Origin of the sequence: Arthrobacter sp. zg-Y1171, assembly GCF_025244845.1 — a bacterium.
In the GTDB taxonomy this organism is placed as follows: domain Bacteria; phylum Actinomycetota; class Actinomycetes; order Actinomycetales; family Micrococcaceae; genus Arthrobacter_B.
In genome coordinates, this window is record NZ_CP104264.1 from 2,533,694 (window position 1) to 2,552,650 (window position 18,957).

The 18,957-nt window shown below is 60.3% G+C and carries 13 protein-coding genes; 3 read left to right on the forward strand and 10 right to left on the reverse strand.

All coding sequences use genetic code 11. From position 1 onward, the window contains the following. Window positions 1-25 precede the first annotated feature (25 nt). Window positions 26-1,678, reverse strand: a complete 1,653-nt coding sequence (locus N2L00_RS11870; protein ID WP_255862676.1) for an ABC transporter substrate-binding protein — start codon at window positions 1,676-1,678, stop codon at window positions 26-28. A gap of 382 nt (window positions 1,679-2,060) precedes the next feature. On the opposite strand from N2L00_RS11870, the gene N2L00_RS11875 reads away from it, so the two are divergent. Next, complete coding sequence (locus N2L00_RS11875; RefSeq protein WP_255764809.1) at window positions 2,061-2,672, forward strand: NAD(P)-dependent oxidoreductase; 612 nt, start codon at window positions 2,061-2,063, stop codon at window positions 2,670-2,672. Here the strand turns inward: N2L00_RS11875 and N2L00_RS11880 are convergent. The 3 genes from N2L00_RS11880 to N2L00_RS11890 all read right to left on the reverse strand — a co-directional run bounded on the left by N2L00_RS11880 (window position 2,669) and on the right by N2L00_RS11890 (window position 4,876). After that, entirely contained in the window at window positions 2,669-3,109 is a 441-nt protein-coding gene (locus tag N2L00_RS11880; protein WP_255764810.1) for a GNAT family N-acetyltransferase, read from the reverse strand. The two genes, N2L00_RS11875 and N2L00_RS11880, sit on opposite strands and share 4 nt — an antisense overlap. An 85-nt stretch (window positions 3,110-3,194) precedes the next feature. Then, a complete protein-coding gene (locus N2L00_RS11885) occupies window positions 3,195-3,725 on the reverse strand; it encodes a putative immunity protein (protein WP_255764811.1) in 531 nt (176 codons plus the stop codon). A 137-nt stretch (window positions 3,726-3,862) separates the two neighbouring features. Continuing rightward, window positions 3,863-4,876, reverse strand: coding sequence for a hypothetical protein (locus tag N2L00_RS11890; RefSeq protein WP_255862675.1), 1,014 nt, complete (start codon window positions 4,874-4,876; stop codon window positions 3,863-3,865). A gap of 87 nt (window positions 4,877-4,963) precedes the next feature. On the opposite strand from N2L00_RS11890, the gene N2L00_RS11895 reads away from it, so the two are divergent. Next, a complete protein-coding gene (locus tag N2L00_RS11895) occupies window positions 4,964-5,530 on the forward strand; it encodes a TetR/AcrR family transcriptional regulator (protein WP_255862674.1) in 567 nt (188 codons plus the stop codon). 242 nt (window positions 5,531-5,772) lie between these two features. Here the strand turns inward: N2L00_RS11895 and N2L00_RS11900 are convergent, their stop codons facing one another. From N2L00_RS11900 to N2L00_RS11910, 3 genes are all read right to left on the reverse strand, one after another. Then, the gene (locus tag N2L00_RS11900; RefSeq protein WP_255862673.1) at window positions 5,773-9,066 is read right to left on the reverse strand and encodes a sacsin N-terminal ATP-binding-like domain-containing protein; all 3,294 of its coding nucleotides are present in this window, start codon (window positions 9,064-9,066) and stop codon (window positions 5,773-5,775) included. Further along, window positions 9,063-12,101, reverse strand: a complete 3,039-nt coding sequence (locus N2L00_RS11905) for a DEAD/DEAH box helicase (RefSeq protein ID WP_255862671.1) — start codon at window positions 12,099-12,101, stop codon at window positions 9,063-9,065. The genes N2L00_RS11900 and N2L00_RS11905 overlap by 4 nt, the downstream gene beginning before the upstream one ends. 174 nt (window positions 12,102-12,275) lie before the next feature. Beyond that, window positions 12,276-12,788, reverse strand: a complete 513-nt coding sequence (locus tag N2L00_RS11910; RefSeq protein WP_255764816.1) for a hypothetical protein — start codon at window positions 12,786-12,788, stop codon at window positions 12,276-12,278. A gap of 841 nt (window positions 12,789-13,629) precedes the next feature. Between N2L00_RS11910 and N2L00_RS11915 the strand changes: the two genes are divergently transcribed. After that, window positions 13,630-15,495: a hypothetical protein gene (locus N2L00_RS11915; protein WP_255764817.1), complete on the forward strand. Its 1,866-nt coding sequence runs from the start codon at window positions 13,630-13,632 to the stop codon at window positions 15,493-15,495. 313 nt (window positions 15,496-15,808) lie between these two features. Here the strand turns inward: N2L00_RS11915 and N2L00_RS11920 are convergent, their stop codons facing one another. The 3 genes from N2L00_RS11920 to N2L00_RS11930 all read right to left on the reverse strand — a co-directional run bounded on the left by N2L00_RS11920 (window position 15,809) and on the right by N2L00_RS11930 (window position 18,724). Further along, the gene (locus tag N2L00_RS11920; RefSeq protein ID WP_255862670.1) at window positions 15,809-16,105 is read right to left on the reverse strand and encodes a hypothetical protein; all 297 of its coding nucleotides are present in this window, start codon (window positions 16,103-16,105) and stop codon (window positions 15,809-15,811) included. 420 nt (window positions 16,106-16,525) lie between these two features. Then, window positions 16,526-16,915 carry a hypothetical protein gene (locus tag N2L00_RS11925; RefSeq protein ID WP_255764819.1) on the reverse strand — a complete coding sequence of 130 codons (390 nt, stop codon included), beginning with the start codon at window positions 16,913-16,915 and terminating at the stop codon, window positions 16,526-16,528. Window positions 16,916-18,157: 1,242 nt separating this feature from the next. Continuing rightward, entirely contained in the window at window positions 18,158-18,724 is a 567-nt protein-coding gene (locus N2L00_RS11930) for a hypothetical protein (protein WP_146361237.1), read from the reverse strand. Window positions 18,725-18,957 lie beyond the last annotated feature (233 nt).

Below are 18,957 nucleotides of genomic sequence, written 5' to 3' on the forward strand. Positions count from 1 at the left end.
CCCGGATCGGTCGGTCTAGATACTGCTACTTGGCCGTGACGTTGTAGTACACAGGGACGCCGTTCCAGCCGGTTTCAACGTTGTCCACGTTTTCACTCCAGCCGGACTGTGCAACCTGGTACCACAGCGGGATGACGGGGAGGTCCTTCAGCAGGACTTCCTGGGCCTGGTTGAAGATTTCGGCTCCGTCTTCCGGGGTGGAAGCGGCAAGGCCTTCGCCCAGGAGCTTGTCGAACTCTTCACTCGAGTATTCGCCGTCGTTGGAACCTGCCCCGGTGCCGTACAGCGGGCCGAGGAAGTTGTTCAGGGACGGGTAGTCAGCCTGCCAGCCGGTGCGGATAGCACCGGACAAGGTCTTGGCGGTAGCGTCTGCGCGCAGTTCCTTGAACGTTGCGTAGGGCTTGCCTTCGGCCTTGATACCAAGGTTGTTCTTCAGGCCGTTGGCTACGGCGTCAACCCATTCCTTGTGGTTGGCGTCGGCGTTGTAGCCGATGGTGAAGGCCTGGTCGGCGGGCCAGGGTGAAACCTTCTCGGCTTCTTCCCAGAGTTCCTTGGCCTTCTCGGGGTTGAACTCGAGCACCTCGTTGCCGGGGACGCTGTCGCTGTAGCCCTCGATGACCGGAGCGGTGAATTCGGTGGCCGGTTCACGGGATCCCGAGAAGACAACGTCGGTGATTTCGTCCCGGTCGATGGCCATGGAGATGGCCTGGCGGCGCAGTTCTCCGGCTTCACCCGAGAACTCCGGCAGGTAGCCGGGGATCGTGATGGTCTGGTTGCCTGCATACGCCTTTTCGGAGAAGCGGCCCTCGCCCAGATCGGTCTTGAACGTCTTCAACGCCATGTTGGGAATGGTGTCGAGGATGTCCAGCTCGTTCGACTGCAGGTCTGCGTAGGCTGCGTCGAAGGAGGAGTAGAACTTGAAGGTTACTCCGCCGTTCTGCGGTACGCGGGTTCCGGTGTAATCCGGGTTGGCGACCAGGTCGATCTGGATTTCGTGCTGCCAGGCGTCGTCGCCGGCCAGCTTGTACGGTCCGTTGCCGACCGGATTCTCGCCGAACGCGGCGGGATCTTCCAGTGCACCGGCGGGCAGCGGGAAGAAGGCGGTGTAGCCAAGTCGCTGCGGGAAGTCGGATTCCGGCTGGCTGAGCTTAACGGTGAACGTGCTGTCATCCACCACGGCCAGTCCGCTCATGGTGTCGGCTGTGGCACCTTCTGCACTGACTTCGTCGTAGCCTTCGATGCTCTCGAAGAAGTACGAGTTCAGCTGGGCATTCTTGGCGGCTGCACCAAAGTTCCAGGCGTCAACGAAGGACTTGGCCGTGATGGCCTCGCCGTTGGTGAACTTCTGGTCCGCCTTCACCTTGATGGTGTAGGTCTGGGAATCTTCGGTCTCGATGGACTCGGCGAGTTCGTTGACCGTATTGCCGTCAGCGTCGTAGCTGACCAGGCCTTCGAAGAGCAGGTCCATGATGCGTCCGCCGCCAACTTCGTTGGTGTTGACCGGCATCAGCGGGTTCTGCGGTTCGGTGCCGTTGGCGGTGATGATCACGGCGTTGTTGCTGCCTTCGGAATCACCCGAGCCTTCGGCCGATTCGTCGGATCCCCCACCGCAGGCGCTCAGCGTAAGTGCGGCAAGTGCCGCTACGCTCAGCATTTTGGAAGTGCGTGTGACGCGCATTCCGCCTCCTAGTTCTATTCGGTGCCGGCGATGATGACGCCGGCGTTGCGGCTCTGCCAAATGGTGAACCGACTCACAAGGCCAAAAGCATAAGCCCACTTTGTTGCCGTCAGGTAACCAAGTCCGGCATGTGGCGCCGGTATGGACACCGTGTGGTGGATCACATTGCGTCAAAGACGCTGATGACGTGGGGAAAGACCGGCCCATACCGCCTGGTAACGATTTGGCATACGTGGGATGTATTACATGCAATGACATGTCATATTGGGTGCTTTTGTGACTTGTCCGGGCACTCGTCCGGGCAGGGGTAGGGTCCGGGTGCAGATATTGGTGGGATGCTCGTGAGGTACCAAACGTATGTCGACGCGAAGTAGAGGGTTCCATGAAAATTACGGTTATCGGCGGGTCCCAAGGCACCGGCGCACAGCTGGCTTCCCTCGCGCAGGCTGCAGGGCATGAGGTCACGGTCCTCTCCCGGTCCGGTCGTGCACCGGCCGGCGTCCTGGCCCTCACCGGCGACGCAACGGATCCTGAAGCGGTTTCCGCTGCGGTGTCCGGGGCCGACGCCGTCGTCGTCACCGTGGGAGGGGCAAAGGGCGTCCATCATCAGCGCGGCGCCGTTACCCGGACCGTTATCGACGCGATGCGGGCAGAAGGCGTACGACGACTTGTGGTGCAGTCTTCGCTGGGCGCAGGGGACTCGGCGTCCCAGCTTCCCGGACCGCTGGGACTGATTACCCGGATCGTGCTTGCGAAAGCCTTGGCCGATCACAACGCCCAGGAGTCCGCCGTCCAAAGCTCCGGCCTGGACTGGACCATCCTCCGACCCACCGGCCTGACGGACAAGGAACCGTCCGGCACCTGGCGGATGCTCGAGACGACGGACAACGGAAAACTCAAGGGCTCCATTCCGCGGGCCGACCTTGCCGCCTGCATGCTCAGCCTCCTGACGGACGAGTCCGCCGTCGGCAGGGCCCTTGGCGTCAGCAGCTAGGTCACCGGAGCCAGCGGCTTCACCATGATCAGGCACGGCGTGGCTTCTCCCCAGAGATCCGTCTCCTCCAAGGGCAGGAATCCCCGCTTCTCATAGAAGTGCCGGGTTCGCGCGTAGCCGGAGTCCGGATGGGACGGACCCAGCGTCTTCACCTCAAGGAGGTGTACGCCGCGGCTGATCGCGTCGGCCTCGATGGCCGCCAGCATCGTGGTTCCGACGCCGGAGCCGTGAGCTGCGCGGTCCACCACGGTGAGGTGGATCTCGGCCACATGCGGAAAGTGCCGATCGACCAGGGTCACTCCGATGACGGAACCGCCGACGTCGCGCACGGTCCAGGTTTCCTTGGTTCGGGCAGCGTCGATGTACTCGGCATTCGAGTCCGGCTGCCCGAACCATTCGGGCACGGTGGCGAGCAGGCGGGCGACGTCGTCGGGCACGGGGTGGTCCTGGGCCGCAGTCCAGGACGTGTCTCTGTGTTCTCCCTGTGCCGTGGAGTCGACACCGCCACCCTGCCGATCATGCCTAGGCAATTTCGGCCTGGATCTCACGGATTACTGCCCCCAGGATGCCGCGGAACAGCAGTCCTTCTCCCAGTGGGCCGGCGGAGTCCGTACCTACGGGTGGCAGCAGCCGCAGCACGGCCCGTTCGCCGTCGCTCAGGTTCGCCAGCTGCCACCGAATCTCCTGATGGACTGCTTCCGGATGATCCGCGCTTGAGAGCGAGACTGCCTTTGCCGCGTAGGCGGCCGCACCCAACGCGTGAGCGCCCATGTGGGCGACCGCGGCTGCCTGGGCGACGGCGCGGGCTGCCGCAGCGCCGGCCGGCGTCGTCGCGGCATTCGCGATCTTCACGACGATGAGCCGCTTGCTGATTTCTTCGGCGGCGGTACTTGATCCTGCGCTGTATGCACGGGTGCGGGCGAGTGCGTCCCGGGCTGTTTCTTCCGCCGTTTCATCTGCTTTGTAGAGCGGCAGGACACGTTCAGCGCATGCTGCGGCCCAGCGCGCGATGGTGCGCCGGTTCGGATCGCTGAGGGTCTGGGGTGAGGCCATCCCCAGATGATGCCACACCGGCTTGCGGGCCCGGCCTGATGCTGGTTGACGACACCACGGGATGCTGAGCAGGAACGCACCGACCTGTCGCCGTCGTGCTCTACAAAGCTGCCGTCCTCATGCGTTCCTGAGCTGACTCAGGCCGCCGCCAGTGCTGCCGCTTTCTGAGCCTTGGCGGCCGCGATGCGCGGCCCGCTGAACCACAGCACGATCCCCGCCAAGACCCACGCGCCCAGGGTCAGGGCCGCAGCGCCTCCGCCGGCGCCGTCGAAATAGGCCACGGCGCGGACCAAGGTGCCGGCAGCGCCGGGTGGCAGAAGCTGGCCGATCGTAGCCACTCCGGCGGGAAGCCACTGTGCACTGGTCGAGATGCCGGCGAAGGGGTTGCCGACAAACATCATGGACATGGCGGCAATGGTGAAGCCTTTGGTGCCAAAGCACTCATAGAGGCCGGCGAGCGGCAGTGCCAGCGCTGCGATGCCAAGGGCGACGCTTGCCGCGACCGGGACCAGCGGACCCTCAATGCTGCCGAAGACGTGCTTCAAAACTGCAGCGACCACGAACCCGCCGGCGATTGAAAAGCCGGTAAGGCCGGCCAAGATCCACCAGCGTTTCCCGGACAGCATGGAGCGGAACGCCACGGCGGGCACGATACCGCCGAAGACCAGGGGGAAGGCCAGGCCACCGATGCCCACGCCCGTCGGGTCGCCGGCGGGAAGCGGAACCACGTCCACAATCTCGGCCGTCTGCCCCGTGCTGCCCGCCATCGTGGCGCCGACGTTGCTGACGGTCCCGGATACGGCTGTTGAACCGGCGCTCGCCACGTAGACCTGCATGTCTTCCGGATCTGAGAAGTCGAAGCCGCCGACGATGTCCCGGTCCCGGATTCCCTGCTCCAGGTCGTCGGCACTTTCATAGGCCTGGACCACGAAGGCGCCCGGCGACTGGGACTCCAGGGTTTCCGAGACCGTCTCGGCCTTCTCCTGCGCTCCAACTACACCCAGACCCAGGTTCCGCGGTCCGGAAAGGAGTGAGGGTGAGATGAAGAGCATCAGGAGGGCAAGCAGAATGACCGAGAGTCCGACGGTCAGGCCCGCCCAAATGGCTGCATGCTTTCGATGGGAGCCGGTTGCCGGCGTTTGAGCTGTCATGGATCCTTCGTTTGTGGAGGAACTTCCTCCACTTCTACGGATGATGTTCCTCCGGTTTAGACTGAAGGTCAACTTGAAGGGGGCCGGATGAGAGCTGACGCTGCGCGGCGAAGAGAAGCGATCGTCGCCCATGCGAGGCACCTTTTTGCCGAGCGGGGCGGCGATGTTGCGCTGGAGACGGTAGCCGCGGCGAGCGGAGTGGGCATCGCAACCCTGTACCGCAATTTCCCCTCCCGCGACGACCTCATCCGAGCCGTGGTTCAGGACACTGTCGAGGGCATCTTGGAAGCGGCAAATGAGGCCCGCGCCGGGCTGGAAACGGACGCTGCGGCATCCTGGGAACGGCTCTTATCGCAGCTGATGTCCATGGAGCTGGGTGCGCTGACCGATGGCCTCGCGCTGCAGGCAGGTGCCGCCCGCGATTTGAACGCCACTCCCCTGGCGCAGGTGCAACAGCCTGCTCTTCACGCCCTTGACGAGGTGCTGTCTGCGCTGAAAACCCAGGGGGTGGTACGGCAACAGCTCACCGCGCTGGAGGTGATCGTTGCGGTGGCGACGATTACGCGGCCGCAGATCTCTCCCATTCGTGATGCGGCGCCGGAGGTGCAGGCCCAGCTGGCGCAGGCGTACCTGCTGTGGACCCGCGTTTCGTAGGGCTGCCTATAAACGAAAAGCGCTTCCCGGGTCGAAATCCGGGAAGCGCTTTTTCGGAGCACGACTAGACGTTGAAGCGGAACTCCACCACGTTCCGTAACAAAGCAACGTCTGAGCTAACCGGGGTTTGTCGGCTTCGGGGTCAAGGCCCTCTTCGGTCAGCCCCTGCTGGTCGGGGCCGGTGTCTCTATCAGCATCAACCGCGGCGGTGCTCGAGTGCCGCGTTTCGAAACGGGAAGGGTCTAGTGAAAAAACTCCTCCTCATGGGTTTGCAGAACCCAGTCCTGGTCGGCGCCCCCTGACATCTCCCGAGCTTCAAGCGCCGCTTGCAGGTCTATTGCGTGCTTTCCCACGAACCGCAGCTGCTGTTCCTTTCCCGCAAGCGTGACGGAGACGGTCACGCTTCCCCGCTCTCCTACTTTCTGGGTGAGCAGGTCCTCCCGAAGCTCCTCAACGGGAGTTGAGCAGGCGTGCCTGTACTTCGCGGCGCAGGTCGGACAGAGTGCGAGTCTGTTCTCGGTGAGGTCCTGTGTTACGTCACCGGCAAATTGCACTGCCTCGAAGTAGTACTGTCCACTCACTTTAAAAGGCATTTCCGTGTTGCAGACCTGGCACACCATGATTCCGTCCTCGTTCGAGTACAGCTCGGTCAAATAGCTTTTTGCAGTGCTCCGGAACCCGGGCTCCTGAATGCGGACTTGTCGAATGCGCTCCGCGTACTGGCGCAAGGGTGCGTCGGTTGCTTGCTCGCGGACTCGCTGAGCGCGACGCTCTGGCGTTGGCGAGGGTCCTTCGGGCAAAATAGGGCCCTTCTCCTGCTGTTTGAATGCTTGGAACAAGTCCCAGTCCTTGAGCATCTCCTTGGCCTGGAGAGCGGCCTCGGGAGAAGGGAAACCAAGGACCTTCGCTGCGTCCTCCTCTCCTCGCTCCTTTTGCGCGTGCAAGAGGGCGGGCCGTCCGAAGTGTGCTCTTTCCAAAAGAGGTGAATCAGGATGAACGGCCAGCCCGTCGGCGAGATCCTCAGCAGTTGTGTCCGCGGGTAATCGAAGGTTGCCATCCCGGTCCAGGATCCAAGGCACCGTAGTCAGGGCCTGCATCAGCTGCGATTCAATTCGATGACTGGCAGCGGACGCATTGGCCCGATAGATCGCTCCTGCTTTGTCCATCCCAGCGCGTGCAACGACGTCCCAGAGCCCCTGAAGAAGATTTGCATCATGGGTTTCGACGATGGCGGCGAAGTCGGGTATGACCCAGTCCTGATTGATAATTTTACTGGTCTCACGGTTCTGGAAGCGCCAAGAATTCTGGAACTGTGCGTTACGCCATATGGGTGTCCGCTTGATCGAGATTCCTGTTATCGCGCCGATCTCCCCGGCCAGTGCAGCAACGTCGATCTCGAGCTCATCGTAGGCGGCGACGAGTTGCAGCGGGGGGGTGCGGCCCAATGAGTCTGATCTGTAGAGCGCTGATAGTCCGGATGCTCGGAAAGGGCTGTCGATGAAAGTGTTGGACGGCGCTGACCAGCTAAGAGATCCATCCACCCGTTCTGCCACAAGGATGGGCGCATTCGCGTAGGAAGTGGGAGCGAGTGCTCGCTCGCTGATCAGTTGTTGGAGGTTGACGAGATCCTCCACGTGCAAAGGAGTGACCTCTGCCGGCACACTCGAGTAGGTGCGGAAGCGGGCGCTGAGCCGGGCGGCTGCATCCCATTTCTTAGTTCCAGCCGAGGCGTAGAACTGGCGAAGGGCAGCGGCCTCCGGTCTCTGCCCCCCCTCGTCGTCCTCGTCAAAAGCGACAAGTGAGTCCAGGACAAGCCCAAACGCTTGCAGACCGGCGGCGGCCGGTAGATAGGCTTTGGGGCTGGCTACGTGTTCAATGCCTTCGCTACCCTGCACTCGAAGGACAGGTATGGTGCGAAGACTGTCTGAGAAGGTGTCGTCGTAGCTATAGGAGCGCGGGTCACTGCTTCGATAGGGATTGCGAACGCTCGTAGCCAACCGTCCGAGTGCCGTGTAGAAGGACCTGAGCCACGGGTCACTCTTATCGGTGATCCACGAGTGCCAAGCCCGGAGTTCGGCTCGATACTCCTCCTCTTCCTCCTCGACATATTCCTCGGCCTCATACTCCCCGGCGTCATCGCCCCACGATTCGATTTGCTCGCTGATCTGGCTGATGCGTTCGAAGGCGTCGCCAAGCTCGCTCGTCGCGAAATCGATCGCATTTAGTGAGTTGAAGAACGCGCGAGGCCTGCCTTCCCGTTCGGGAAGCCACCCCGTCGCAGGATTGTCCTCTATATTGACCGAAATGCTTCGGAGGAAGTCGGCGTCTTTCAAGTCGAGAGCTGCACGCAACGGGCTTACTGATCTGATGAGGCGGGTCGAGTTGTCGTAGTTGCTGCCACTCAGGACTGGCGTGATTGGGGTTGTCTCGAAGGCCCAAATGATGTGTTTTCGAAGGGGTTCGTATCGGCGCGGAAGGTCATCGCTCTTGTTGGGCAGTGCGCTGAGCAGTCCGTCGTCGAGTAGCCCTGCGTCCCGCATGTGGGGTAAAGCGTTCGCCACGAGAGCGGCAATCCCTTCGAGGAGTTCGTCGTTGCCGTCCCCTTCACGGACGCTGTCTCGAGCGACGGTGGATGCGAAGGGCGCGTGAATATGGAACTTGAGTCCGGAGGTCTCTTTGACTGCAGGGAAGTAGATGAATACGCGTCCATCGACGGGTTCCACGGTGAAGTTGCGTGCATCGAGCGTTGTGCTCGAACGTGACCCCCCGATGCCCTTGTCGGCCATCTTGTCTCCTTTGGTCAAGGAGAATGCGGCCGCGATGGGAAAGGTCGTGCCGTCGACGGGTGCAGTTCCTTGAATCCGGTACCAGTAGCTTGGTCCTGAGTCCCCATGCAGGCTGTCGATCTCGATGATATGTTCGTCTAGATCTCGACGTTCGAGCAATCGGACGTTGCCATCGAGGAAGGTGGTGGCAATGAGACGGATGTTGTCGAGGAACAGCAGGGTGGACCGGGAGATTTCGGTGAGTGCTTTACTTACCTCAACGATGGCTTGCGCTGCGTTCTTTCCCGGCCGGTCGAAGGGAAACCAGAACGTCGTCCGGTCCGGATTGCGTGCGAACGGTTCGGTACGGGTGGGCACAAACAGGTCCTGGATAGCGAAGGCGTACTCACCGGACTGGACCTGGGGCGTCTGCGTGTAAGCGAAAACCGCTTTGAACCCCACCCCGAACTTCCCAATGCTGGTGGCTTCATCGGCCTTGGTAGATTGACCGATTCCGGTGATTGATTCGATGTCTTGCAGATTGAAGATCCGGGAGCCGTCGTGTTCGACGAGGAGACCGTCGTTTCTCAACTCGAAGTTCACTTCTCGGGCGTGAGCATCCTCTGCGTTCTGCAGGAGTTCGTAGATGAAATGTGCGTTGTCTGGGTACAGATCGGCGAGGAGCTTACGGAGACCCTCTTCGAACCCGTTGCTTCGTGCGGCGTCTATGTAGGCCCGGCGGTTCGCGGTAAGGGTATCGAACATTGTCATGGGGCTACTACTCTCAGCAGGATGCTGGCGACGTGGCGCGAGGCGAGGTCTGCTCGGCTAGCAGCTTGCCGTTGAGCTGAAATGAGCCGGTCGAATGATGCTTCGGCGCTTGTCCGCTCGCCAGCTTTCATGACGATTATGTCGGGGTGGGTTGCGGACTCGAGTTGGCGTTCGATAATGCTGAGCCGACGAGCTTTCTGGGATGAAAGGGCAACGGTGCGACGCTCGACTGCTGCTATGTGTTGGCTCTGGTGCTTTGCTCTCGCCTGCGTCCACACCGTTGCATGTCGCTCATCTAGTCGGGCGCTCTGCACCTCTTCAATGTGTTTGCCTCCACTTTCGGTGCAAGCAGCGAGAAGTGATGCTGCTCGTTCTTCGATTGCCTCGTCCTCGGCCACGAATCGGTATGTCAACGAATCTCGCACGCCGAACCTTGTCCATGCGTATACAGCGACAGGGTAGTCGCCGGGTTCGACCTCCTTCGAAGTGACGACCGCGGAAACATGAACAGGATCAGACAGGTGAAACCGTCTAGCTGCCAGGAGTACAAGGGGGTGGCTAGGACTTAGGAGCTCGACGTTCCCCGCCTCTTCTGTAAGTTCCGGATCGGTAGTCATGCTCAGCACGATCCGGTCCCCGCGGAGCAGCCGCTTCAGGTGACGGGCATCGATGTTCTGGGCGTCGAGCTCGTCGATTATTCGAGCAGCAGCCTCCGCGTTGAGTGGTACTCGTGCGATGCGGCCTGGACGGAGTGCAATGGATCGGCCTGGCTGTACTGATTCGAAGTATCTGCGTACAACGGCGGAAATCTTGCGGGCGCTCAGCCATTCACTGGATGCTTCCGCTACGTTCTCTTCAAATGAGGAGCCGGTGTATCCCAGTAGGTCCGCTTGTTGATCTTCTAGCCGTTGCTCTTCCTCAATGCGTGCGATGTCGTTGTCCGCGAGTTGTCGGAGCGCAGCCTGTCGTTCGTGGGGCTCCATCTGAAGGTTGGTGGCGATGTTGACAATGGCGGCAGTGACGTCGCCGAGGATCTGCTCGCTTCCTCCGATCGCATGGTGAAAGACGCCGATGCGGGAGAGGCACCGATCGTAGATCTCCGCTTCGATGGTGCCGTGCGTCAGGATGTTGATGATAGCCACAGCTTCGCTTCGCTGGCCCCGGCGGTCGATGCGCCCGATGCGCTGCTCGATACGCATCGGGTTCCAGGGGATGTCGTAATTAACCAGGGTGTCGCAGAATTGGTAATCGAGGCCTTCGGTTCCTACCTCGGAACAGATCATGACGTCGATGGCCTGTGGATCTGAGCGGTCGAGCTTGAATCGGCGGCGAATAGCCCTGCGGTCGTCGTCGGGTACTCCGCCGTGCATGACTGCAACGCGCACTCCCCACATGCGACACCGGGTTTCGAGGTACCTGATGGTGTGCCGGAAAGTACTGAAGATCAGGACCTTGTTGTTGGCGTCCGCCGTCTTGCCGTCGATGATCTCTTTGAGCAGTTCGGCTTTCGGGTCAAGCTCGTCGTCGAGCCGCTGGGCCATCTCTTGTATCGAGGACGCCTCTACCCGAAAGCCCTCAATCTGCTCGGGAGTGAAGGAAATGACCTCCTCCTCGCCGTCGACGTCCGTACCAGTCAGGCGGTTCTCGAAAAGGTCCGTGATCAGGGGCGCCAGTCCCGTTATGGAACTTGCTGCCTGCCGGTGAAGGGTAGACATCAAGAACTTGACCGAAATCCCTGGTGTCCGCAATGTTGCGATCTTCTCACCCAGCGCGAGTACAGCGTCATAGACAGCTTGTTGAGCATCGGTGAAATGGACCGTGGGGGATGACGGCTTTCGAGTTGTGAATTCGCCAATGTCACGCCGCCGGGTCCGGGTGACGATCTCAGAGAAGGTGTTAAGTGCCTCAACCGAGCGGATGACCCTGATGCGAGCTCGATCATCGAAGGGCGCGTCGTTCAGTAGCTCACGCACCTCGTCCACGCGACGATCCAGCGCGAGTACATCTCGGCCCCATTCCGTCTGCAGCGCTTTCTGCAGGTGGCCTTTGACGTCAGCCTGCCAGTCATTCTCTGCGGTGCGTGCTGCTCGGGACGCGTTGAAGAGGTGCTCGTTGGGCTCGAGCATGACGCGGAAGTCATTCCAGTCGAGGACGAGGTCGTCTCGCAGGAGATTGACGATCGTGAAGAGGTCCTGGCTGTGGGTCTGGATAGGGGTCGCGGAGAGCATCACGACGGCTTCGGCGGCGTCGACAAAGCGTTGAACGCACTGATAAGCCTTCGTCTCACGGTTTCGGATGTGGTGTGCTTCATCGACAATTACGAGGTCGAAGCCCAACTCACCGGCAAGGTCATTGAGGCTTGCTACCTTCGTCTTAGAACCAGTCCGCGTACCAGTCAGGAGTGTTTCATCGAGCAAGGAGAAGGGGAGAATCGCTTTTTGGTAGCGAACTGGCCAAGACCCGTCCCGGAGGGTTTCCTCGAGGCACCAGCGGAGCGTCTTGCTATCCAGATGAACAAAATCCTCGTCAAAACGCTTTAACTCGTCTCGCCACTTATCGTCGACCACGAGCGGACGCGGACAGATCACGAGAACGGACTCAGCCCTCTTTCGTGCTTGAAGCTCCTTAATGATCAAACACGCTTCGATCGTCTTACCGACACCCACGTCATCGGCGATCAGGATGCGAGGGCGGTCTGACTGGACAAGTTTAAGGACCGGCCGGTACTGATACGGCTCGAAGTCGACTCGTCCTGCGTTCCGGGAATGAAGGTAGTCGCTGTTGGGATCAAGCAGCAGTAAAGCAGTCAGCGCCGCATGGAGCTCGCTCGCAGTTACCGATGCAACTGAATCGTTCTTAGAAACCGTTTCAATCTGAGGGGCAAAATATTGGTGCGTCGCTCCGTCATGGAAGACTGAGTATCGAATCGCCCCACCCACCTGATCTGTTCCTAAAACCGCCCCACTGACCTCGGGACGGGCGATAAGACGAACGAGCGTACCGGGACCAATCGTTGATTTTTCGTCGACAGACATGACGCAATTCTTCCTTCCATTAGGCATTTTCGAGACCAGTCCACCGGCGAAGTGGTGTACATTGATCTCGTTTCAGCCTTTCTCCTTCTTTGCAAGGAAGAAGCCCAAGAATTCACCGTCCTGATGCATCCCGCCGAAGCGATCCTCTGATACGAAACCAATCGCTTACAACAATTACAATCGCAATTCTGACTCGCCCAGCGTGCTACGCGACTGTTGGGCGCTGCCTCCACGGGAGTAGGGCGAGACCTGAACGACCTTTGTCTGTGTACCGTCAGGACCGAACTTCTGCAGACGCTGGTGCCCGTTGACCATATGTTCGTTGGGAGACTTTCTGCTCGGCTCCTCGCCGATGCCCTCGGAAGCCGGCAACGTAGACGCGGGGACTCGCTCCGCGCCCGCGGAGCTAAGCTGCTCGGTCCCTTCGTCCGGCCTCGATATCAAGAGCGTGACCCCAACAGCAGCCATAAGACCGACAACAGCAAGGCCTGGTTTGAAAGCTCTATGCTCCTTGATCCGCTCCCACCGGCTCGGAATCTGGCTCATATCTTGTTCGCCCGTCTTCGCCTCATGCTTGCGCACACCAATGGACTCAGACTTTGCTGGTTTGTCCTTCGGCTGCCCAAGTGATGATGGCTCGAGCGGCCGATCCCCGTCGAACGGGTCTTCTTGATCGAGGTCAGGCACTCGGTCACTCTATCCTTATGTCGGTAATTCCGGTTGCACACACGACTGGGCGTGAGCACGAATCCGCCCTAAGCATTGATCCTGCATGCAGAAAACAATGCATCAGTGACCTCAAAGCAAGAGTTGCACATTTAGGACTCCGTGTCCCAGTCAGTCTCGTCTTCGACTTTTTCGTCACATGACGTGCAGGTGAGCGTCAAGACGGTCCTCCTTCGGAGCCTGGTTTTGGCCAGTCCCAACATACCGGGCTAGTGAATGGGGAACAATAAGAACTGTCGTGGCGTTCGGAATAGTCGGTCATGTTGGCGGTCGGCTTGCCACAGTTCGGACAGGGCCAGTTGGGACCCTCACAGGTGCGACTGTTGTGGCCTTCAAATCCGCACGCAGCACAAGCCATTACAACTCCCCTTGACCATAATTCAGCAGCAAGTCAACAAAGACACATTTAACCATACCGGCGTGCTATATAGCGGTGAGGCACGACGACCCGGAACCATCAAGCGGCGCATCCGCAAGCCTTATCTAGGGCCATTCGTTCAGGTATTGTATTGGAACTCGAACAGGGCTTAGCACGAGCCACCCACTAGAGCGACTTCAATTAATTTCGCGTCGGCATTTCCTTACAGTGAGTCCGATTGTTTGAACGTGTGCAGCATGTATCGGTTGCCTAACCCAAGTGGCTTAGGTGGTCGAAGTGCGTCACCACCCCACAATTGATCGGGTCGACGCTCGATTACGCATTCCGGCTATGCTGTCGTTGCACCCAGTACTATGCCCGCCTTGGGGAGGTGGCCTCCGTCGTCCGCACATGGTGGCTGAATACCCACCGTTGGAGGCCCCGTTGACCACCGCACCTGAGACAGCCGTCACCTACTCGACGGTCGATACGCCCCGTGACGCCATCGACCTGGCGGCATTCCTTTGCCACCCGGAGCGGGACCACCCGGTCGTGGTGATCTCCTCCACCAAGGACGGGCCACGGATTGATCCGGCCGCCGTCGCCGGGCGTCTCGGAAACAAGGCCACGGTCTACCTCCTGGCCACACCTGCGGTGGCTTACCCCTTCGATGAGGCCATGCCTGAGGAGACATCCGTCTACGGCGGCGCCGCCCGCTCCTACCCGACCGGGAATGCATGGCACAGCAACCAGAGGATTTCCGTCCTCCGCCTGGCTTACGCGGACGCTGAAGCCCGCGACGCTGTCGACCTCCTCGCCCAAGACGTCGACAAGATGGACCCGTACGCGCCTCCGGTCACCACTTCAAGCACACCGGCCCGCTCGACGGTGCCCCAAGTTGTTGGGTGCGAGGTCTCCATGCTGCTGCCCCCGGACGGGGTGCTGGTGAAACTGGCTCACGGCATGGCCCGCATCGACACCGCCACCCTGGCGCCCGGAATCGAGCCGGAGCGCCTGTTCACGCCTGGCCAGAAGCTGACCGGCACCGTCCAGAACGGGCTGCTCACCATCACCTCCGGCATCCATACCGTCGCCGAAGCCGTCGCCCACGCCCCCGCCGGCACCATCCACCCGGCCTTGGTCCTGAACGAGAAGCGCATCGCCCTGTTCCCCGGCCTGGTCGTCCGCCACACCTCCCCACGAGAGCCGGGCAGTGTCATTGCCGTCCGCGTCGAGCTTTCCGGCCGTGCCGATGGCAAGGGCTGGAAGTTCTCCACCGCGGAGGACCCAGAACCGGAGTCAATCACACCGGCCCTGCCGTTCTACGTCGGCGACGAACCCTGGATCGTCTGGAGCCCTCGGGCCGCGCAGCCCGTGGAGATCGCTGAGTCCGATGAGCCCGCGGAACCGAAACCGGGTCCAGAAGGGGAAGAACACGCCCCAACTCAAGACAACGCGCCAGCCGCGGCCGACGATGGTGAGACGCCGCCTTCGTCGGCGCCCCCTGCTGCTGCGCACACCGACGTCACCTCCGCCCTGGAATTGATCCGGACGACACTTCACGATCTCGACGAAACCAACCGCCGCCTTGAAGCCGAGGCCACCGCGTTGCGTCATACGGCCTCAAATCAAAAGTCGGCAGGCCCCGTGCCCTCGCCCGGGCCCGGCGGCGCCGCCCTGGACCAGGCCCAGCGGCAAGTTGCCCTGTTGACACGGGAGCGGATCGAACTCGTCGGGGACCTCACCCGGGCACTCGGTGATGCGGACACCCTAGCCGCTGAGAACACCGCCTTGGCCCATGAGAACGAACGCCTGCGGGAAAGTGTCCGTACGGAGCAGACCCGTGCTGCCCGTGCCCGTCAGCTCTCCCGGGAAATCTCTGCTGGCGCAGACACCGGACCGCTGTTCGCCGACCCCGCCGAACAGTTCCGCCACGATGTCTACCTAGAGTGGGCGACTCGGATCCCGGCCGCGTCCAAGGCCGAAACACCTCTTGCGGAATACGGCTTCACGGAAAAATTCCTCCAGACTGTCGACCGGATTCAGGGCGTCGACCGGTCCAAGATTGTCGCTGTCGTTGTGGAGGTTCTCACCGGCATCGCCGACACATCCGCCGGCCGCGACATGCACCGGCTCCGCGGTGGGCCCAAGGCTGGAACCGGCTTCATCGAGGACGCAGAGTACGGCACCGCCTGGCGGGTTGCCCTGCAGGTCGCCACCGCATCGGCCCGCCGGCTGCACTTCTGGCGCGGCACCGACGGCAAGGTCATGTTCGCCACCGTCGGTGTCCACGACGACATGGGCATCTGAGCTGAACGGGCCCGTCGTCTCAAGGTTTTCCGACCAGCTCCCGGCAAGCATCTCTACTGCGGCATCGGCAACATTAATGGTGGCTGCAGGGCCTGCAGCACAGGACAACCCCGCATGCCGCGGCTGCAGACGCTCAAGGCCGTAGAAAAAGTCACATCCTGCAACCTGTACCGAGCCGTTCGCGAACTTATCTATTCCGCGTTCACCAACACCGAGTGAGACCTTCATCGCGAGCCTTGTGGACTACGGCTGTTTTCCCGTGCCAAGGCCCGCCTGATTGCTGTACCGTCTGAACCCTCAGCCACCTGCGACATTAGAGGGCCGCTTCGAGTTCCGTCCAGGAGTACCCGAACATGTAGTCCTCATCCTTACCGTTTGAGGCCCAGATCTGAGCAGCTTCGTAAACATTTAGCGTCTCGCTGTCGTCATCGTCATCGTCTAGGCCGTAGCGGCAGTCGAGGCAGTACATCTCGGAGTAGACAAATCTCTTCACCAAGGGAGTTCCACAATTAGGACATGGGGGCGTTTCACCCACGTAGACATTGATCTCGTCCCAGCTCTTTTCCTTCTTCGAAAGGAAATCAAATAAACCCAAAAGACCTACCCCCATTCGGCCCGCCGAAGCGGTCCTCTGGTTTGTGAGACCAACCGCTGACGACAAGCAAACCGCACTTCTAGACACAGCCAGTATGCCATGCGCCTGTTAGTCGCGGCCCCCTCGCAAGTAAGACGAGATTTCAACGATCTTAGCCTCGGTGCCGCCGGGACCGTCACGCGGCAATCGCTGGTACCCATTGATCACGTGCTCGACCGGAGACTTTCTGCTGGCCACCTCGGGAAGGGCATGAAATGCCGTCTCCGTATACTCCGGGACTTTCGCCAAGGCTACGGTGCTGACGCCCCCCAATGCCACAGTCAGGCCGGCGTAGGTGGTTTCTTCCTCGTATTCAGATGGATCAGCATGAAGGAAGACTCATGGGCCGTGGGTGCCATCTACGCAAAAGGAATACGTTCCAGAAACGATCGTCACCTAGGGGACTAGCGGGCGCGCGTCCGAATCATCGCCGGATTCATCAACGATTTCAATATCCGCCACTAGCGCGGACAGAACCGATCGCACAGTTGCGACGATTTCCGATACGAGCGGATCGGCGACTGAGTGATGCTCACGGAGCGCATCAGCCAGCCTCTCCCCCACTTCATCTTCCGTGAGCAGCCACTTCGAAACCTCGGCGACCGTAACGTGCACGACATCGTACGCGACGCCGAGCGCGACTTTCCGAACGACCGGCTCGTACTCCGCCCGCCACTCAATTTCAGCGTGCTCCCGAGCTACCTCGATCTCCAACTTGCGGACCATGGCCTGCTTTTTGGCTTCGACGAGTCGCTGGACGGCCGCGTTCAAGTTAGAGTCCGTCATTCGAATTCCCCCCTCTTAGTGAATCCCAGAGCGATCACGCTCTCTGGGCTCTTAGCTTTGCACAGATGGCACCTACGAGCACTTAATGTCACAACTTGTACAGTGCCAGTTGTCCACTTTCTGGCACCAAGAAAAAGTAGTGGCTCCACAGCTAATGCATTCACCGTGGGGAGCATCTTCGAGGTCCATTGGTTCTCCTTTCCGTACAGGAAGACAAGATTGCTTGAAGTCGATAACAAAAACCCGAGATCTGGTCACCACTGGTACGGTTGACCGCAAGGTAGGGGTCGCCCACACCGCGCCTTCAGAAGTTAGAGCACAAACCTAAACTCCACCACGTTCCTTAACCGGATAACGTCGACTGCGGAAGTCACTGGACAACGAGCTCAGGATGCTGACTAGGGCTGCGAAGGAATGAAAAACTGACGATCCCACTCGCAGCATCACCGTCATTCACGGACGTCAGTGATAGCAAATCAGCAACCTGGCAGGGCAGAGACTCTACTGCCCGTAGCCTCGATCAAAAGAACGAATTATTGGGGGAAGATATGACCGCATCACCGAATTGCAAGCCTTGGTGTGACGACCACCAAACCGATTCCGAGGATAACTCCTGCTGCACGCGTTTCGTTATCTACGATGACGGCAGGCAAGAGGCAACTCCACCCGCGATGGCGGAACGACTCGAGGCTCTAGGCGGAGGCGGACTTCCACCAGAAATCTCGTGGGTAGCCCTCAGCGCATCCCAGGACGAAGACGACGCGCAGCCTCTCCTGCGCTTCCAGTTCCACGATGGGGGCGATGACCCGCAGGAGAGCGCGAACCTATACATGAATCTCGATGGCCTGAGAGCCTTCCACTCCAACCTCGGCGCCATGCTCAGGGGTTTGTCGCAACCGAGCTGAGTGGCGGCACGGATACCGGTTATTAAGAATAAATGCCGCCCCCAGTGTTTTCTGGTGGGGACGGCATTTCTATTGATTCAGAAGAGAAATCTATACGTTAAACCTAAATTCCACCACGTTCCGTAGCCAATCAACCTCTTACATTCGCAGTCAGATTACCTTCGAGGTAGGGGAAGCCGAGCGTTACGTCCCGGTTGATCTGAGGAATGTCTCCGGCGGCGGCAGCATGGGCCGCTGACGGAACCCCGCTCCCGCGCCGGAGGTCCTGCCGCCGGCGCGCGGCACCGGACCCTGCCAGCGGCGCCGCCGTCCTTTGCCACCTGGGCGCTTCTTGGTATCAGCGACTGGTTTGGAGTGCCTCAGTGTAGAGTTTCGGGTCGTTCCTGGTTTCAGCTGAGATGACAAGATGACTGCCGTTGAGACGCTGCGCAAAGTACCCCAAATAGGGCAGTACGATGATCGTCGTGAGCCCGTCCTGCCATGCCTTAACCAGCGCCGGAAGGCTATCTTGTTCGGACCGGGAAGGAAAGTTCGGCGTTGTCTGTTTATCCCACGTATTGAAGGCCACCAGATCTACCCCATCCTCGCCGTATTCGACGGGCCAGAACGGTGGCACAATCGGGTGGAGTTCCTGTCCAGGGCTCGAGAGTTTTTGCATCTCTTCCTGTGAGATCGGTTCGTTTTGAACTGTGCTTACGTTGAACCAGTCCCAGCTGCGGTCCCATTGCTGCTTCCAGCGTTCATCCCATACCTCACGGCTTGCTGACGCCGGGATCTTCGATGCACCCGTCGCAGGCACAGGGCTGAGTTCCGGAATTTCGATGTCCTGGGCGATCATCCATGCCTGTCGGATAAAGAGAAGCATCTTCAGGTTCTGCGCGTGGTCATCAATCCGGATGGTCATTTCCTTTGGCCAAACAGCCCGCCGTCTAAGCCCCATTCCCCACATAGTGACTCCTTGATTTGTCGGCCGGACGGAGAACAGCCGTTGGTGCCAAGCATCGCATTCGACCTGCCTTCAGTAAATGGTTCGCTCAAAGCTACAGGCCCCGATCGGAAATGTCCGCTGGGATCGGGGCCTCCGGAGGCGAACTAAGTCGTGACCCGTGTTGGCTATTCCTCTTCAAAGGTTCGCGG

Coding starts and splice junctions, on each gene's coding strand:
- N2L00_RS11870 (WP_255862676.1), bottom strand. CDS start 1,678: ATGCGCGTCACACGCACTTCCAAAATGCTGAGCGTAGCGGCACTTGCC.
- N2L00_RS11875 (WP_255764809.1), top strand. CDS start 2,061: ATGAAAATTACGGTTATCGGCGGGTCCCAAGGCACCGGCGCACAGCTG.
- N2L00_RS11885 (WP_255764811.1), bottom strand. CDS start 3,725: ATGGCCTCACCCCAGACCCTCAGCGATCCGAACCGGCGCACCATCGCG.
- N2L00_RS11890 (WP_255862675.1), bottom strand. CDS start 4,876: ATGACAGCTCAAACGCCGGCAACCGGCTCCCATCGAAAGCATGCAGCC.
- N2L00_RS11895 (WP_255862674.1), top strand. CDS start 4,964: ATGAGAGCTGACGCTGCGCGGCGAAGAGAAGCGATCGTCGCCCATGCG.
- N2L00_RS11900 (WP_255862673.1), bottom strand. CDS start 9,066: ATGACAATGTTCGATACCCTTACCGCGAACCGCCGGGCCTACATAGAC.
- N2L00_RS11905 (WP_255862671.1), bottom strand. CDS start 12,101: ATGTCTGTCGACGAAAAATCAACGATTGGTCCCGGTACGCTCGTTCGT.
- N2L00_RS11920 (WP_255862670.1), bottom strand. CDS start 16,105: ATGGGGGTAGGTCTTTTGGGTTTATTTGATTTCCTTTCGAAGAAGGAA.
- N2L00_RS11925 (WP_255764819.1), bottom strand. CDS start 16,915: ATGACGGACTCTAACTTGAACGCGGCCGTCCAGCGACTCGTCGAAGCC.
- N2L00_RS11930 (WP_146361237.1), bottom strand. CDS start 18,724: ATGACCATCCGGATTGATGACCACGCGCAGAACCTGAAGATGCTTCTC.